The organism is Streptomyces sp. NPDC005402, assembly GCF_040606575.1.
GTDB lineage: Bacteria > Actinomycetota > Actinomycetes > Streptomycetales > Streptomycetaceae > Streptomyces.
This window is the reverse complement of the sequence record NZ_JBEXFB010000003.1, coordinates 19578-36123: the sequence shown is the minus strand read 5'-3', so window position 1 is coordinate 36123 and position 16546 is coordinate 19578. Positions and strand designations below refer to the sequence as shown.

The window sequence follows — 16546 nt, the reverse complement described above, 5'->3', positions numbered from 1 at the left end:
GGTATCTTGGGGTGACCGCATGCGGCTCAGTTCAACATTAAGCCAACAGGATGGTTGGACTTTTGACAACGGAGCACAACCCAAAACGGCCATGGGACTGGAAAGTGCTCTGGTGTCACGGCATCCAGATGTCCTACTATCAAAAGGTCTGAGCATGTCTTATTTCTTGAACAATGTTTGGGGGGATTCTATTGATGAACCTGATGAGGCGAGGATTCGTGAAGTTCTCGCAGAATTGAAGAATTCGGATAGTGAGCACTTCGACATAGCTCTGGTCCATGACTCTGGATGGTCCTTGAGTGTCTATCCAGACAAGGCCGTGGTGTGGGAAAACGTCATCAATGATGTCACGCTGCCGTGCGAGTTCACGTTTGACTCTTGGCAGGACGTCCTCAAGGCGCTCCTGAATCTATCCCGAGGCGAAGTCTCTGCGACATTCCAGATGTTGCGTTACCGGTCCTGACGGCATGATGTGTGTCCTACGCGGGTTTCCTCACTACGAGGTAGGCGCGGGACAGCTTTTCGTCGTTCAGGGGCTCTCGGAGTACGCGGGCGATGACCTGAAGGCCTGCTTTGGCGAGCGGCCCAGCGACTGCCTCGGGTGTGCGCAGCCAGTAGTCGAGGGAGATTTTGTGGCCGAAGCGTTCGTCGAGGTGCATGTGGGTGCCGCCGGGCTCGTACTGGAAGCCGATCAGGGCGTGGGCGCCGGGGGCGAGGACGCGGTGGAACTCTGCGAAGGCCGTGGGGAGGTGGTCGTCCGGGACGTGGATGATCGAGTAGAGGGCCGTGATGCCGCCCAGGGTCTCGGACGGTAGGTCCAGGGAGGTCATCGAGCCCACGTGGAAGCGGAGGGCGGGGTGGGCTCTGCGGGCCAGTTCCACCATCTTCGGGGAGACGTCCACGCCGAAGACCGGGATGCCGAGGTTGTGGAGTGCTGCGGTCACGTGTCCCGGGCCGCTGCCGATGTCGGCCACAGGGCCTTTGCCCTGCTCCTTCACCAGCTCCGCGAAGCCCGTGATCTGGGCTCTGTCCAGCGTGGGGATGCCGGTCCAGTCCGAGAACTGCTCGGTGTAGGGCTCGGCGATCGTGTCGTACGCGGTTCGGGTGGCCCGTATGAAGTCGGGATTCTCGGCGTTCACGCGCTGCACCCTAGCTGGGCGGCTCGGGGCCGCGGGTGGGAAGTCGCGGGGCGCCGTGTGGAGTTTGCCCGGCGGTCATCGGGGGCTGGGGTGCGGGGGCTTCAGGGCTTCGAGGAAGGTCGTGAAGACGGCGGGCGGGAAGGTGAGGGTGGCCCTGGTCGGGGTCTTCGAGTCGCGGATCGCTATGTGGGCGGTTCGGTTCGCGATCTCCACGCAGGCATTTCCTTCGCCGCCGCCGGAGTAGCTCGACTTCTGCCAGATGTCGTGGGTGGCCATGGGGTGCCTCACAGCTCCTTGGTCAACTTGTTGATGAAGTCCCGCGACCGTTCCGGGTCGAGTGACACGCTCTCCAGCCTACGGAAGAGTGCTCGAAAGCGGGCCAGTTGGGCCTCGGCGTCGATGAAGGCTGTGCCGTGCGGGCCATCACGGACGACAGTGTCCAGTTTGGGAACAGGGCCGCCCGCGTACACCATGGCGCTTCCTGCTCCGGGGAAGTCGTCCAGATCGAAGGGGATCACGCGGACGGTCACGTGCTCGGCTTCGGCGAGCGCCTGGATGCGGGCGAGTTGAGCCCTGGTCGCGGAACGGCCGCCGACCCTGATGCGCAGCGCCGCTTCGTGGATCACGGCCTCGTACGGGGTCGGGTGGGGACCTTCGATGATCCCCCGCCGCTTCATCCGGTGCTCCACCCGGAGGTCCACCTCGCTCTGTGGGAACTCCGAATTCACGTAGGAGAAGAGCGCTCGAGCGTACTCCTCGGTCTGCAACAACCCGGGAACGTGGAGGAAGTCCGCGTCCCATCGATGACTGGCGTGGTACTCCAGCTCGGCGAGATCCAAGTACGGCGTGGGCAACCTCTCCTGGTACTCCTCCCACCAGCCGTGCGTCCGATCGGTCGCCATGGACACGAGTGCGTCGATCAGCGCGTTGTCCGAGCACGCGTAGTTGGCTGCCATGGCCCGCAGCCGTTTCTCACTCACACCTGCGAGGGCCTTCTCGATCTGGCTGATCTGCGCGGAACTCACCCCGAGCGATGCCGCCGCCTCGCGCCCCGTGATGCCGGCCGCATCTCGAAGCCTGCGCAGCTCGGTCGCCAGCCGTATCTGACGTGCCGTCGGCTCGCTTCTCAGTGCCATTGAGGCTCCTCTCAACGCGCTTGTGGGCACGACTCGTTCGGCTTCAGATTACGCGACCTGCTTGCGCAACTTAGAAATCTATACCTACTGTCAGTGATGCAACGCACACTCTGCGGAAGTGCACCGCTCCGTCCTGCCGTGACGGCTGCGGCGATGCCACCGCCCGAAACCCCCACCACAGAACTGGAGCTGACGCATGCCCGAATACGAGCCCTGGGAGTACACCCTCTACATCCCGAACGACGTCCGAGCCGTCACCGTCGCCCGCCGTACCCTCCGCCTCATCCTCACCCTGCACGGCCTGATCCGCCTGACGGACACCGCGGAGCTGCTCGCGGCGGAGCTGGTGTCGAACGCCGTGCGTCATACGAAGGGACCGGCCGCGCTGCGGGTGCGTTGGTCGGCGGGAGTGCTGCGGATCGGGGCGTGGGACGCGAACCCCGAACCTCCTGAGCCGCCGGGGGAGTTGGACATGTTGGGGGTGGCGGAGGAGGGGAGGGGGCTGGCGTTGGTGAAGGCGTGCGCCGACCTGTGGGGGTGGCAGCCGTTGGCCAGGCACGGCAACCGGGGGAAGTACGTGTGGTGCGAGCTCGCCGCCGCCTGATAGGGGCCCGTGGGGGGCGCCCGCTTCTCTTGCGGGCTCGCGCTTCCGCGAGGCGGGTCAAGGGCGCTTCGTCTCCGGCCCACCCCTGACACGGCTCACTACGGCGCGGCGAGTGGGCGGCCTGGGGAGAGCGGGGCCAAGTGGCGGGGCGAGGTCGGCGACGTCGCGGGCCGGGGTGGCGGGACACGGCGGGTCTCACATGTACACCGGGTGGAATGGTCGCTGAGTCGGCAGCGGGTGGCGCGCAGGGGCCGACGGGCACCCTAAGAGTGCGGTTCGCTTCGGGATGCCCGATTCGCGATGAGGTCTGAGTGAGGTGTCCTGCTCGGTGGGGTGGGCTGGCGCTCCGGGGCGGGGCTGGGCGAACAAGCCAACTCGGGCTCGGTGAGTGGTAGGCCACAGGGTCAGCCCGTGGGCATGCCGGTCTGGTCGCGTTCGAGCGTGGCGCGCAGCTTCGAGATGGCCTGTGCGACGGCCGGCGCCGAGGAATCGTCGAGCGTACCCCTGAGCAGCTCGACCACTCCGTCGGCGAAGGTCCTCTCCGCCGCGTCGACGAGTCGGGAGCCGTCGTCGGTCAGGGACAGGAGCGAGGAGCGGCGATCGGACGGATTCGGCTGCCGGACGGTCCAACCCTGCCTTTCCAGCCGGTCGACGACCTTGCTGGTCGCCCCAATGCCGATGGCGAACTCGGTGGCGAGGTCCGCCACGCGGGCTCCCGGGTGGTCGCGCAGGTAGCGCAGGGCCTCGAACTGCGAGGTGATGATCCCGTGCCGATCGCGGAGGCGGCCGTTGAGGGCGTTGTACAGGCGCGTCTCGCATCGGACCAAGTCGGCGAAGAAGCCCGGGAGGTCGACGGTCTCGTCGCTTTTTTTGGATGCCACGGCATGTATCTTACTGTATATGCCGAGGCATATAGTGCCGTGGAATGCAATGCGACAGAGGGAGAAGCATGAGCAGGGAACAGCGTGCGCAGGTCGACGCGATGCTGCGGCAGCCGCGACCTCACGGCTCCCGGCCGGTCGCAGAGATCCGAGCCGGGTTCGAAGCGCTGATGGCCCGGATGATCGTGCCCGACGGCATCCGCACCGCGCGCGCGGAGCTCGGCAACCGGCCCGCGCTGCACGTCGAGCCGGACGGGGACCGCTCACGCGCTGGGACGATCCTCTACTTCCACGGGGGCGGCTGGGTGTACGGCTCTCCCGAGAGCGTGCTGTCGCTGACGGGACACCTCGTCGTCAAGACCGGCTTCGAGGCGTACTCGGTGGACTACCGACTCGCCCCCGAGCACCCGTTCCCAGCTGCGACAGAGGACACATTGAGCGCCTACCGCGCGCTCCTCGACAGCGGTCACGACCCTTCGGCCGTCGTGTTCGCCGGGGACTCGGCCGGCGGCGGCCTCGCGGTGACGACCTGCCTGGCCGCCCGCGACGCGGGCCTCCCGCTGCCCGCCGCCATCGTGACGTTCTCCCCGGGCCTCGACGCCACGCGCACGGGCGAGAGTATGGTCACCAAAGAAGGCATCGACCCGATCCTCACCCGCAAGTCCGTGGAACACACCGGAGCCATGTACCTCGCCGGTGCCGACCCGCACCAGCCCCTGCTCAGCCCGGCCGTCCTCGCCGACCTGACCAGCTTCCCCCCGATGCTTATCCAGGTGGGCACCAACGAGATCCTGCTGGACGACTCCACGCGCCTGGCCGCGCGCGCGAAGGCCGCCGGAGTGGACGTCATCCTGGACGTCACCGCCGACGTGCCGCACGTGTTCCAGTCGTTCGCCGGCGCCCTGGACGAGGCCGACGAGGCACTGGACCGCGCGGCCTTCTTCATCGGTCAGCGCATCCGTGCCCGGCCGATCGCATCCGGAGGAAGGGCCGCAGCGACCCGGCCTGCCCCGTCCACCACCCGCGATCACTCAAGGTGACGCCCCGGCGCCCCACCGTGCCGGCCCCCACCGTGTCCCAATGCCGTTTCGACAGATGAACAGAGCCGCCGACCGCAAGCCCAGCGTGGTATGTGTGGGAAAAGAGGTTCTTACCCACCGCAAACAACGTCCATGCGTCGAGCGGCCAGATTTTCTTCCCACGGCGGGTTGAAGTTTTGTTGATCGCGGGTCGGTTGGTCGCCCCGGCGTCCTACCCTTTAGAGGGTGAAGCAACAGATGTCACTGGAGTCCGAGGTCGATCTGCCCGGGGAAGCCGCGCTTCCCGGCGTGCTGAGCGAGGAACTGCACGCCGAACTCGTACTGTTCCGACGCGACTTGCACATGCACCCGGAGCTCGGCAACCAGGAGTTCCGCACCACCGCGGCGATCAAGGAGCGGCTGGAGAGGGCCGGGCTGAAGCCGCGTGTGCTCGCCGTCGGGACCGGGCTCGTGTGTGACATCGGGGAGTGGGACGGCGGGCGGCCCATGCTCGCCCTGCGCGCCGACATCGACGGCCTGCCCATCCCGGACATGAAGACCGAGTGCTCGTACCGGTCGACCGTGCCCGATCGGGCGCATGCCTGCGGGCACGATGTGCACACCGCCGTGGTGCTCGGTGCCGGGCTCGTCCTCGCCGAGCTCGACAAGAAGGGCCTGCTGCCCCGGCCCGTGCGGCTGATCTTCCAGCCCGCCGAGGAAGTGCTGCCCGGCGGTGCCGCCGACGCCATCGACTGCGGGGTGCTGGAGGGCGTCGGCAAGATGCTCGCCGTGCACTGCGACCCGCGGGTCGACGCCGGGAAGGTCGGGCTGCGGACCGGTGCCATCACCTCCGCCTGCGACCGGCTGGAGATCGCCCTCGACGGGCCCGGCGGGCACACCGCCCGGCCGCACCTCACCACCGACCTGGTCACCGCCGCCGCCCGCGTCATCACCGACGTGCCCGCGATCGTCGGCCGGCGCGTCGACACCCGTGCCGGGCTCGCCGTGACCTGGGGGCGGATCGAGTCGGGGCACGCCCCGAACGTCATCCCGCAGCACGCCGAGCTCTCCGGGACCGTGCGCTGCCTGGACATCGACGCCTGGCGGCAGGCGCCGGACATCGTCGTGGCCGCGATCGACGAGGTCGCCAATCTGCACGGGGCCAAGTCCGAGATCAACTACGTACGGGGCGTGCCGCCCGTCGTCAACGACGCGGACGTCACCGAGCTGATGCGCGAGGCCATGACCGCCCGCCGCGGGGCCGACTCGGTCGAGAGCACCGAGCAGAGCCTAGGCGGCGAGGACTTCTCCTGGTACCTGCAGCACGTCCCCGGTGCCATGGCCCGCCTCGGGGTGCGGACGCCGGGGGAGCGGACCGTGCGCGACCTCCACCAGGGCGACTTCGACGCCGACGAGTCCGCCATCACCGTAGGTGTGGAGATGTTCACGGCGGCGGCCCTGCTGGACGCCGCGCAGTGACCGGAGCGTGACGGACGGCCCCCTCGGGGCCGTTCCGCCGCTCAGCGCAACATGCTCGTAAGCCAATCGTGCGCTCATCGCAATCCGGGTGTGCGAAGCCCGTAGAGCCTCAGTTCAGACGCTGTTTGCCTCGAATCGATAACGGCTTCGGAAGAGGTCTGTTTCCGACATCTACGCGCGTTACGATGCCGCGAAGCCAACGCCGCAGGGGCGTACAGGCCCGAGCACTGGCATGGTGCTCACATGAAGCGCCGACAAGGCGCTCAGGTCAGGTGAAGGAGCCTCCCGTGCGCCGGGTAGCCAAGCTTTCCGCTGCGTGTATCGCGACCGCAGCACTCGCACTGACTGCCACCGCGTGTGGCAGCACCTCCTCGGAGAACGACAGCTCGTCCTCCTCCGCGTCGTCCTCGGACGGCGGCAAGGGCGGCATCAAGATCGGTCTCGCCTACGACGTCGGCGGCCGTGGTGACCGCTCCTTCAACGACTCCGCCGCGCGCGGTGCCGACAAGGCCGCGAAGGAGTTCGGCGGCTCCCTCAAGGAGCTGACCGCCAAGAGCTCCGACACCGAGGCCGACCGCGAGCAGCGCCTCACCGACCTGGCGGACGCGGGCTACAACCCGATCGTCGCCGTCGGCTTCTCCTACGCCACCTCGGTCGACAAGGTCGCCGCGAAGTACCCGAAGGTCAACTTCGGCCTCATCGACGCGGTCGCGAACGCCAAGAACGTCGACAGCATCACGTTCACCGAGGAGCAGGGTTCCTACCTGGCCGGTGTCGCCGCGGCGCTGAAGACCAAGAAGGACCACGTCGGCTTCATCGGCGGCGTGGACACCCCGCTGATCAAGAAGTTCGAGGCGGGCTACGCCCAGGGCGTCAAGGACACCAACCCCAAGGTCAAGGTCGACGTCCAGTACCTGACCCATGGCTCGGACTTCTCCGGTTTCGCCGACCCCGCCAAGGGCAAGGAGGCCGCGTCCGGCATGCTGGACAACGGCGCGGACGTGATCTACGCCGCGGCCGGCTCCTCCGGCAACGGCTCCATCGAGGCCGTCTCCGGCGTCAAGGGCGCCTGGGCCATCGGCGTGGACTCGGACCAGTACAACATCCCGGGTCTTGCCAAGTTCAAGAACTCGATCCTGACCTCGATGGTCAAGAACGTCGACGTCGGCGTCTACGACTTCATCAAGTCCGTCCACGAGGGCAAGCCGCTGACCGGCAACCAGATCTACTCCCTCGCCAAGGGCGGTGTCAGCCTCTCCACCAGCGGTGGCTTCATCGACGACATCCAGCCCAAGCTGGACGAGGCGAAGAAGAAGATCGTCGACGGCACCATCAAGGTCAAGACCAGCTGACCTGACGGTTCCCGCCGGAACCCGGGCTCGGCGAGGGGGCCTCGACAACCCCCTCGTCGAGCCATAACAATGTGTCAACTCTACGCGTGTAGCACGGAGTTGCCGCGCTAGCGTCGCCGACGCCTGCCCTCCCCTACGCAGCCCCTTTTCCCCGAGGAGAGTGCGCCATCAACGCGTCCAGCCCTCCCGCTGCCGTCGAACTGCGCGGCATCACCAAGCGATTCCCCGGCGTCGTCGCCAACAAGGACATCGACATCACCGTCCGCACGGGCACCGTGCACGCCCTGTGCGGTGAGAACGGCGCCGGCAAGTCCACCCTGATGAAGATCCTCTACGGCATGCAGCAGCCGGACGAGGGCACCATCACGGTGAACGGCGAGACGGTCACCTTCCACACCCCCGCCGACGCCATCAGCCGTGGCATCGGCATGGTGCACCAGCACTTCATGCTCGCCGACAACCTCACCGTCCTGGAGAACGTCGTCCTGGGCGCGGAGAAGCTGTACGGCATCGGCGCCAAGGCCCGCGCGAAGATCAGGGAGATCTCCGACGCGTACAGCCTGAACGTCCGCCCCGACGTGCTCCTGGAGGAGCTCGGCGTCGCCGACCGCCAGCGTGTGGAGATCCTCAAGGTCCTCTACCGCGGTGCCAAGACCCTGATCCTCGACGAGCCCACCGCCGTCCTCGTGCCCCAGGAGGTCGACGCCCTCTTCGACAACCTGCGCGACCTCAAGGCCGAGGGCCTCACCGTCATCTTCATCTCGCACAAGCTGGGTGAAGTCCTCTCCGTGGCCGACGAGATCACCGTCATCCGCCGCGGCACCACCGTCGGCACGGTGAAGCCCGCCGACACCACCACCAAGCAGCTCGCCGAGCTGATGGTCGGCAGCGAACTGCCCACCCCGGAGACCGAGGAGTCCACGGTCACCGACGTGGCGCTGCTGAAGCTGGACGGCCTGCGCCTGGCCCAGACCGACCTCGACGGCGTCGAGCGGATCATCCTCGACGACATCTCCTTCACCATCCACAAGGGCGAGGTCCTCGGCATCGCCGGCGTGGAGGGCAACGGCCAGTCGGAACTGGTCGAGGCCATCATGGGCATCCGCACCCCCGACTCCGGCGCGATCACCCTCGACGGCACCGACATCTCCCACACCCCCACCCGCCACCGCCGCGAGGCCGGCGTCGGCTACATCCCCGAGGACCGCCACCGCCACGGCCTGCTCCTCGAGGCCCCGCTGTGGGAGAACCGCATCCTCGGCCACGTCACCGAGAAGCCCAACTCCCGCGGCCAGCTCCTCGACATCAAGGGCGCCCGCACCGACACCGAGCGCATCATCCAGGCGTACGACGTCCGCACCCCCGGCATCGACGTCACCGCCGGCTCCCTGTCCGGCGGCAACCAGCAGAAGCTGATCGTCGGCCGCGAGATGAGCCACGCGCCCAAGCTGCTCATCGCCGCGCACCCCACCCGCGGTGTGGACGTCGGCGCGCAGGCCGCGATCTGGGACCACATCCGCGAGGCCCGCCGCGAGGGCCTGGCCGTGCTGCTCATCTCCGCCGACCTGGACGAGCTCATCGGGCTCTCCGACACCCTGCGGGTGATGTACCGCGGCCGACTGGTCGCCGACGCCGACCCCGCCACCATCACCCCCGAGGAGCTGGGCTCCGCCATGACCGGCGCGGCCACCGGCCACCTGGAGCACGCGGAGGGCTCCGAAGACGACTCCGCAGACGACTCCACAGCGGTCTCCGCCGAGGACGACGAGGACGACGCCCGATGAACAAGCTGACCCAACGCATCGACAAGGAGCGGCTGCTCCTCGGCATCGCGGCCCCGCTGCTGGCGGTCGTCGCCGCGCTCGTCGTCACCACCCTGGTGATCCTGGCCACCGGCAAGAACCCGGGCTCCGCCTTCAGCGACATGCTGACGTACGGCTCCGCCAGCGACAGCCAGGTCTACATCCTCAACAAGGCGACGACGTACTACCTGGCGGGCGTCTCGGTGGCCATCGGCTTCCGGATGAACCTCTTCAACATCGGCGTCGACGGCCAGTACCGCATCGCCGCGTTCTTCGCCGCCGTCCTCGGTGGCGCGCTGACCACGCCGGGCTGGATCTCCATCCCGCTGATCATCCTGTGCGCCATGGGTACCGGCGCCGTGTGGGCGGGCATCGCGGGTGTTCTGAAGGTGACCCGCGGCGTGAGCGAGGTCATCTCGACGATCATGCTCAACGCGATCGCCACCGCGATCATCGCTTACCTGCTCCAGCCCGGAAAGCTCGCCGAACTCCAGGCCGGCGGCACCGTCGTCTCCACCAAGCCGCTGCCTCAGTCGTCTTACTTCTTCCAGATCGACACCGGCGCGGCGGGCGAGCTGTGGGGCTTCATCGTCATCGCCGTGCTCATCGGCATCGCGTACTGGTTCGTGCTCGGCCGTACCCGCTTCGGCTTCGACCTGCGCACCGTCGGCCAGTCCGAGTCCGCCGCCTCCGCGAGCGGTGTCTCCGTCAAGAAGATGGTCGCGACCAGCATGCTCATCTCCGGTGCCATCGCCGGTCTGATCGGCATGCCGACCCTGCTCAACGACAGCCACCAGTTCAGCAACGACTTCCCCGTGGGCATCGGCTTCACCGGTATCGCCATCGCCCTGCTCGGCCGCAACAACCCGGTCGGCATCGCGCTGGGCGCCCTGCTCTGGGGCTTCCTGGAGCGCACCACCAACCACCTGGAGTTCGAGGGCTACGACAAGGAGATCCTCGGCGTCATCCAGGGCGTCATCGTCCTGTGCGTCGTCATCGCCTACGAGGTCGTACGCCGTTACGGACTCAAGCGCCAGCAGCAGCGGGTCGGCGCCGAGCTCGCCGCCCAGGCCGCAGCCCCGACCCAGAAGCAGGAGGTGGCGTGATGACTGCCACGATGACCGACACGCCGCCCCCCGCGGCACCCAAGGCGGACACCGCCACCCGGTCGGGCCGCTCGCTCGGCCAGATCCTCATGATCGTCGCCGGTGCGCTGCTGCTCATCGCGGCCGTCCGCGTCATCTCCGGCTCCGACCAGCTCACCTCCGAGGGCCAGGTCTCCGCCGCTCTCAGCCTCGCCGTGCCCATCGGGCTCGCCGGCCTCGCCGGTCTGTGGTCCGAGCGGTCCGGTGTCGTCAACATCGGCCTCGAAGGCATGATGATCCTCGGCACCTTCGGCGCCGGCTGGATCGGCTGGCAGTCCAGCCCCTGGCTCGGCCTGCTGTGCGGCGTCGGCTTCGGCGTCCTGGGCGGTCTGCTGCACGCGGTCGCGACCGTGACCTTCGGCGTCGACCACATCGTCTCCGGTGTCGCGATCAACCTGCTCGCGCTCGGCACCACCCAGTACCTCGCCAAGCTCTTCTTCGTGGACGGCAAGGCGGCGGACGCGGGCGGCAACCCCAAGCAGTCCCCGCCCGTGGACTCCCTGCCCAGCTTCGACGTACCGGGCCTGTCCAGCGGGCTGCACTCCATCGAGAACCACCACTGGTTCCTGATCTCCGACATCGCGGGCATCCTCGGCGGTCTGTTCACCGACCTGTCCATCGTGACGGTCCTGGCGGTCGTGCTGTTCGTCGGCAGCTGGTGGCTGCTGTGGCGCACGCCGTTCGGTCTGCGGCTGCGCTCCTGCGGCGAGAACCCGATCGCCGCCGAGTCCCTCGGCGTCAACGTCTACAAGTACAAGTACATGGCCGTGGCCGTCTCCGGCGGCCTCGCCGGCCTCGGCGGCGCCTTCCTGGCGCTGGTCACCTCGCACACCTACCTGGAGGGCCAGACCGGCGGCCGCGGCTACATCGGCCTCGCGGCGATGATCTTCGGCAACTGGCGGCCCGGCGGCCTCGCCATGGGCGCCGGCCTGTTCGGCTACTCCGACGCACTCCAGCTGCGCAACGGCGGCGAGACCGTCCACGCGCTGCTGCTCCTGCTGTTCGTGCTGCTCCTGGCGATGGGCGGCTGGAAGCTCTACAAGAAGGCGCACTGGCAGGGCGGCATCAGCCTCATGGTGGCCGCCGGCGTCCTGGTCTGGTACCTGGTCACCGACGAGGTCCCCAGCGACTTCGTGGGCGCCACCCCGTACGTCGTCACGCTGCTGGTGCTGTCGCTGTCCGCGCAGCGCCTGCGCATGCCCAAGGCGGACGGCATGCGCTACCGGAAGGGCCAGGGCAAGTGACGGGCGTCGACTGGAGCGCGCTCAGGGCGGCGGCGCGGGACGCGATGTCCCGGGCCTACGCCCCCTACTCGGGCTACCCGGTCGGCGTCGCCGCCCTGGTCGACGACGGCCGTACGATCACCGGCTGCAACGTCGAGAACGCCTCCTACGGCCTCGGCCTGTGCGCGGAGTGCGGTCTGGTCTCGGAGCTGCAGAACACCGGCGGCGGCCGCCTCACCCACTTCACGTGCGTGGACGGCCAGGGCGAGGTCCTCGTGCCCTGCGGCCGCTGCCGGCAGCTGCTGTACGAGTTCGGCGGCCCCGACCTCGTCATGGAGACCCCGGCGGGCATCCTGCCGCTGTCCGAGATGCTCCCGCAGGCCTTCGGGCCGGGGCATCTCACCAAGTAATTCTCGGAAGGAAAGCCCTGCATGGCCATGGACGTCATCTCCGTCATCCGCACCAAGCGGGACCGCGGTGAACTCAGCGACGAGCAGATCGACTGGGTCATCGACGCGTACACCCGCGGGGAGGTCGCCGACGAGCAGATGTCCGCGCTCGCGATGGCCATCCTGCTCAACGGCATGAACCGCCGCGAGATCGCCCGCTGGACCGCCGCGATGATCGCCTCCGGCGAGCGCATGGACTTCGCGTCCCTGTCCCGCCCGACGGCCGACAAGCACTCCACGGGCGGCGTCGGCGACAAGATCACGCTTCCGCTGGCGCCCCTCGTGGCGGCCTGCGGTGCGGCGGTGCCCCAGCTCTCCGGCCGCGGCCTCGGCCACACCGGAGGCACGCTCGACAAGCTGGAGTCGATCCCCGGCTGGCGCGCGCTGCTCTCCAACGAGGAGATGCTGAACGTCCTCGACACCACCGGCGCGGTGATCTGCGCGGCGGGCGACGGCCTCGCCCCGGCGGACAAGAAGCTGTACGCCCTGCGTGACGTCACCGGAACGGTCGAGGCCATCCCGCTGATCGCCTCGTCGATCATGTCGAAGAAGATCGCAGAAGGGACCGGTTCGCTGGTCCTGGACGTGAAGGTCGGCACCGGCGCCTTCATGAAGACCATCGAGGACGCGCGGGAGCTGGCGTCCACGATGGTGGGCCTCGGCACCGACCACGGCGTGAAGACGGTCGCGCTGCTGACGGACATGTCGACCCCGCTGGGCCTCACGGCCGGCAACGCCCTCGAAGTCCGCGAGTCGGTCGAGGTCCTGGCCGGCGGCGGCCCCTCGGACGTGGTGGAGCTGACCATCGCGCTGGCCCGCGAGATGCTGGACGCGGCGGGCATTCGCGACGCCGACCCGGCGAAGGCCCTGGCCGACGGCTCGGCGATGGACGTCTGGCGCCGGATGATCGCGGCGCAGGGCGGCGACCCGGACGCGGAGCTGCCGGTCGCCCGTGAGCAGCACGTCATCAAGGCCGCGTCCTCGGGCGTCCTGACCCGCCTCGACGCCTACGGCATCGGCGTCGCCGCCTGGCGCCTCGGCGCGGGGCGTGCCCGCAAGGAGGACCCGGTGCAGGCGGGAGCGGGCGTGGAACTGCACGCCAAGCCCGGCGACACGGTCACCGAGGGCCAGCCTCTGCTGACCCTCCACACGGACACCCCGGAGCGCTTCGAGTACGCGCTCCAGTCGATCGAGGGTTCCTACGACATCGCGGCGGCGGGTACGGCCTTCACGGCGTCGCCGGTGGTGCTGGAACGTATCGCCTGACCAGCGGGTTCCTCGTACGGGTGAACGGGATCGGTGGACCACCGCCGGTCCCGTTCGGCATGCTGGGATCGGTGACGCACCGATAGGAGACCGCCATGAGCGCACTCACCGTGGGCCACGACCCCGAGCAGGGCTGGGACGACCTCGTCCGGTTCTGGGAGGAGATGGAATGGCCTGAGGGCAGCAAGGTGGAGATCATCGAGGGGATCATCACCGTGTCACCTGCTCCCGCGCCTCGTCACAACGTGATCGCGGCCCGTATCCAGCGTCGCCTGTACTCCGTGATTCCGGAGGACTGGGAGATCTTCCAGACCCAGGCCATCGCCGTCCCGTCGCGGCTGGGCATGTTCATCCCGGACATCCTGGTCGCCCCGGTCCAGGAATGCACCGAGGCGGACTCCTATGTGCCGGGCGCCGTCGCCGAACTCGTCGTGGAGGTCACCTCCAGGAAGAACGCCCGCCACGACCGCGTGAGCAAGCCGGCCGCCTACGCCTCCGCGGGCATCCCGCTCTACCTCCTCGTCGACCGTTGGGCACCTGAAGGCCCCACCGCGACGCTCTATGGTGAGCCGCAGGGAGACGTGTACCGTCCGCTTGCCGTCGCCAAGTTCGGCGAACTGCTCACGATTCCGGCGCCCTTCGACCTCGTCATCGACACCGGAGAATTCCCCGAGACCTGACTCATCCGAGCAGCGCCGCCACGACCACCAGCACCGGCACCGACACCACCGTCGACACCAGGATCGAGTCCCGGGCCAGGCGCTCTCCCACGCCGTAGGTCGACGCGTACGTGTAGAGGTTCTGCGCGGCCGGGAGGGCCGACGTCACCACCACGTCCAGGAGCTGGGCTCCGTGCAGGCCGAAGACACCGGCCGCCAGCGCCCAGGCCGCCGCGGGCTGCCCCACCGACTTGAGTGCGACCGAGAGCAGGACGAGCTGCCGGTCCGGGCCTCGGCCGGGCAGGGTGCTGCCGCACAGGGAGATGCCGAAGGCGAGCAGGACCGCCGGGACCGACATGCCCCCGATGAGGGTCAGGGGGTCCATGACGGGGGCGGGGATCTTCAGGCCGGACGCCGAGACCGCCACACCGGCCAGTGAGCCCAGCGCGATCGGATTGCGCAGCGGGGTCAGCAGCCGCAGCCACAGCGGGCTTTTCCCGCCCGCGCCCGACGCCAGGTCCAGGACCGTCAGCGCGACCGGGGTCACCCCGACCAGCTGGAACAGCAGCACCGGCGCCACGAGCGAGGCGTCGCCCAGGACGTACACCGCGATCGGGATGCCGAGGTTGCCGGAGTTGACGTACGACGAGCACAGCGCGCCGATCGTCGTACGGCCCAGCCCCCAGCCGCGTACGACACCCACCGCCACGAAGACGCCCGCCGCCGCTGCCGTGCTGAGCGCGGTCACCAGCAGGCGGCTGGAGAAGATCACCGACAGGTCGGCCCGGGCCAGCGTCGTGAACAGCAGCGCCGGGGAGGCCACATGGAAGGCCAGCTTGGTCAGGACCTCCCGGCCCTGGTCGCCGAGGTAGCCGCGCAGGCCGATGAGATAGCCGACCCCGATGACCACCGCGATCACCGCGAAGCCGGTCAGCACTCCCTGCACGGAGACTCCTCAAGGACGAGGAGGGCGTGGCATATCCAGGGAGGTGCTGATGGGTGGCGCATACAGGCAACCCTCGGGGGGAGGCGCCACCGAGGTCAACGTGATCCTGACCGCGCGGTCGAGGCGTGGGCCGATGAGTTAGGCCCACCCGCCAGGTCTACCGATCGTGGACGCCATGACACCCGCTGTACTCGTGTTGGCCGGCCCCGTCACCCGGGACGAGGTGGCGGCGCTGAGCGACGAGGTCCGGGCCCTGTTGCGGACGACCGGCGCCGGGGTCGTGGTGTGCGATGTCGCCGGGCTGGGGCCGCCGGGCCTCGGCACCGTCGAGCTGCTCGCCAGGCTCCAGCTCGCGGCCCGGCGCGCCGCGGGCCGGATCAGGCTGCGCGACCCCGACCCCGGGCTACGCGCCCTCCTTGACCTCGTCGGTCTCCGCTTCGAGGTGGAGGGGCAGACCGAACAGGGGGAACCAGCGCTGGGTGTCGAGGAAGAAATGGAACCCGGTGAGCCGGCCGTCTGAGATCTCCAGCACCTGGACCGCCCACGGGGTGTAGCCGCCCTTGTCCGGGTCCGGCTTGTACTGGGCGAACCCCGGCAACCCGTTGACCTGCACCGGCACCAGACGCGAGCCCTCGCAGGCCGAGCCCAGGGTCGTCATGAAGCCCGTGATGTCGTCGTGGCCCGTCAGCCACAGGTCGAACGGCGGCATCGTCATGATGGCGTCCTCATGGAGGAGGGCCGTCAGCGCCGTCATGTCGTACCCCTCGAACGCCTTCACATAGCGGTCCAGGAGTTTCTGCTGCTCCTCGTCCAGCGGATCGGACACGGCCGCGTCGGCGCCGTGCTCCTCCCGCTCGGCGAGGGTGGCGCGAGCCCGCTGGAGGGCGCTGTTGACCGAGGCGACGGAGGTGTCGAGCAGTTCGGCGACCTCGCTCGCCTTCCAGGCCAGCACCTCGCGCAGGATCAGCACGGCCCGCTGCTTGGGCGGCAGTTGCTGCAGGGCGGCCATGAAGGCGAGCCGCACGGTCTCCTTGGCGACCGCGGCCTCCGCCGGGTCCTCGACCGTCGGCAGGATGCGGTTGTCCGGCATCGGCTCCAGCCAGGTGTGGTCGGGGCGGGGGGAGAGGGCGGCCTGGGAGAGGGGTGTCGACTCCGTGAGGTCCATGGGGCGGGCGCGCTTGTTGCCTGCCGTCAGCATGTCCAGACAGACGTTGGTCGCGATCCGGTAGAGCCAGGAGCGGAGGCTGGAGCGGCCCTCGAACTTCTCGTAGCTCCGCCAGGCCCGCACCATCGTGTCCTGCACCGCGTCCTCGGCCTCGAAGGAGGAACCGAGCATGCGGTAGCAGTACCCCGTCAGCTCCGTGCGGTGTTTCTCGAGCCTGACGTCCAGGTCTGTCGTCGTAGCCGTAGCGTCCGTCATCGTCCACCCACCCCTGTGGCCGTGCT

The 16546-nt window shown here is 68.7% G+C and carries 18 protein-coding genes; 12 read left to right on the top strand and 6 right to left on the bottom strand.

Annotated features, from left to right (window positions below; all coding sequences use genetic code 11):
- Positions 1-19: 19 nt before the first annotated feature.
- Positions 20-463, top strand: a complete 444-nt coding sequence (locus ABZT02_RS06040; protein ID WP_356014702.1) for a hypothetical protein — start codon at positions 20-22, stop codon at positions 461-463.
- A gap of 16 nt (positions 464-479) precedes the next feature.
- On the opposite strand, the gene ABZT02_RS06035 is transcribed toward ABZT02_RS06040, so the two are convergent.
- The 3 genes from ABZT02_RS06035 to ABZT02_RS06025 all read right to left on the bottom strand — a co-directional run bounded on the left by ABZT02_RS06035 (position 480) and on the right by ABZT02_RS06025 (position 2275).
- Complete coding sequence (locus ABZT02_RS06035) at positions 480-1139, bottom strand: class I SAM-dependent methyltransferase (RefSeq protein ID WP_356014700.1); 660 nt, start codon at positions 1137-1139, stop codon at positions 480-482.
- Between the two features lie 75 nt (positions 1140-1214).
- Positions 1215-1415, bottom strand: a complete 201-nt coding sequence (locus tag ABZT02_RS06030) for a DUF397 domain-containing protein (RefSeq protein WP_356014698.1) — start codon at positions 1413-1415, stop codon at positions 1215-1217.
- 8 nt (positions 1416-1423) lie between these two features.
- The gene (locus ABZT02_RS06025) at positions 1424-2275 is read right to left on the bottom strand and encodes a helix-turn-helix transcriptional regulator (RefSeq protein ID WP_356014696.1); all 852 of its coding nucleotides are present in this window, start codon (positions 2273-2275) and stop codon (positions 1424-1426) included.
- Positions 2276-2471: 196 nt separating this feature from the next.
- Here ABZT02_RS06025 and ABZT02_RS06020 point away from each other — a divergent pair, with 196 nt between their 5' ends.
- Positions 2472-2879: an ATP-binding protein gene (locus tag ABZT02_RS06020; RefSeq protein WP_356014693.1), complete on the top strand. Its 408-nt coding sequence runs from the start codon at positions 2472-2474 to the stop codon at positions 2877-2879.
- A gap of 404 nt (positions 2880-3283) precedes the next feature.
- On the opposite strand, the gene ABZT02_RS06015 is transcribed toward ABZT02_RS06020, so the two are convergent.
- On the bottom strand, positions 3284-3760 hold the full coding sequence (locus tag ABZT02_RS06015) for a MarR family transcriptional regulator (protein WP_356014691.1): 477 nt from the start codon (positions 3758-3760) through the stop codon (positions 3284-3286).
- Positions 3761-3828: 68 nt separating this feature from the next.
- On the opposite strand from ABZT02_RS06015, the gene ABZT02_RS06010 reads away from it, so the two are divergent.
- The 9 genes from ABZT02_RS06010 (at position 3829) to ABZT02_RS05970 (ending at position 14175) form a co-directional block, all read left to right on the top strand.
- A complete protein-coding gene (locus ABZT02_RS06010) occupies positions 3829-4800 on the top strand; it encodes an alpha/beta hydrolase (RefSeq protein ID WP_356014689.1) in 972 nt (323 codons plus the stop codon).
- Positions 4801-5037: 237 nt separating this feature from the next.
- Positions 5038-6258 carry a M20 family metallopeptidase gene (locus tag ABZT02_RS06005; RefSeq protein WP_356015523.1) on the top strand — a complete coding sequence of 407 codons (1221 nt, stop codon included), beginning with the start codon at positions 5038-5040 and terminating at the stop codon, positions 6256-6258.
- A 287-nt stretch (positions 6259-6545) separates the two neighbouring features.
- Positions 6546-7610 (top strand): BMP family ABC transporter substrate-binding protein, encoded by a 1065-nt coding sequence (locus tag ABZT02_RS06000; RefSeq protein ID WP_356014687.1) that lies wholly within the window; start codon positions 6546-6548, stop codon positions 7608-7610.
- A 200-nt stretch (positions 7611-7810) separates the two neighbouring features.
- Entirely contained in the window at positions 7811-9394 is a 1584-nt protein-coding gene (locus ABZT02_RS05995; protein WP_356015521.1) for an ABC transporter ATP-binding protein, read from the top strand.
- Positions 9391-10518 carry an ABC transporter permease gene (locus tag ABZT02_RS05990; RefSeq protein ID WP_356014685.1) on the top strand — a complete coding sequence of 376 codons (1128 nt, stop codon included), beginning with the start codon at positions 9391-9393 and terminating at the stop codon, positions 10516-10518. The genes ABZT02_RS05995 and ABZT02_RS05990 overlap by 4 nt, the downstream gene beginning before the upstream one ends.
- Positions 10518-11801 carry an ABC transporter permease gene (locus ABZT02_RS05985; RefSeq protein WP_356014683.1) on the top strand — a complete coding sequence of 428 codons (1284 nt, stop codon included), beginning with the start codon at positions 10518-10520 and terminating at the stop codon, positions 11799-11801. The genes ABZT02_RS05990 and ABZT02_RS05985 overlap by 1 nt, the downstream gene beginning before the upstream one ends.
- Positions 11798-12190, top strand: a complete 393-nt coding sequence (locus ABZT02_RS05980) for a cytidine deaminase (protein ID WP_356014680.1) — start codon at positions 11798-11800, stop codon at positions 12188-12190. The genes ABZT02_RS05985 and ABZT02_RS05980 overlap by 4 nt, the downstream gene beginning before the upstream one ends.
- Positions 12191-12217: 27 nt before the next feature.
- Positions 12218-13495 carry a thymidine phosphorylase gene (locus ABZT02_RS05975; RefSeq protein WP_356015519.1) on the top strand — a complete coding sequence of 426 codons (1278 nt, stop codon included), beginning with the start codon at positions 12218-12220 and terminating at the stop codon, positions 13493-13495.
- Between the two features lie 95 nt (positions 13496-13590).
- Entirely contained in the window at positions 13591-14175 is a 585-nt protein-coding gene (locus tag ABZT02_RS05970) for a Uma2 family endonuclease (protein ID WP_356014678.1), read from the top strand.
- A 1-nt stretch (position 14176) separates the two neighbouring features.
- Here ABZT02_RS05970 and ABZT02_RS05965 read toward each other — a convergent pair whose 3' ends face one another.
- A complete protein-coding gene (locus ABZT02_RS05965) occupies positions 14177-15100 on the bottom strand; it encodes an AEC family transporter (RefSeq protein ID WP_356014676.1) in 924 nt (307 codons plus the stop codon).
- A 175-nt stretch (positions 15101-15275) separates the two neighbouring features.
- Between ABZT02_RS05965 and ABZT02_RS05960 the strand changes: the two genes are divergently transcribed.
- Positions 15276-15620: an STAS domain-containing protein gene (locus ABZT02_RS05960; protein ID WP_356014674.1), complete on the top strand. Its 345-nt coding sequence runs from the start codon at positions 15276-15278 to the stop codon at positions 15618-15620.
- Here the strand turns inward: ABZT02_RS05960 and ABZT02_RS05955 are convergent.
- Positions 15504-16520, bottom strand: coding sequence for a sigma-70 family RNA polymerase sigma factor (locus ABZT02_RS05955; protein WP_356014672.1), 1017 nt, complete (start codon positions 16518-16520; stop codon positions 15504-15506). The two genes, ABZT02_RS05960 and ABZT02_RS05955, sit on opposite strands and share 117 nt — an antisense overlap.
- Between the last annotated feature and the right edge of the window lie 26 nt (positions 16521-16546).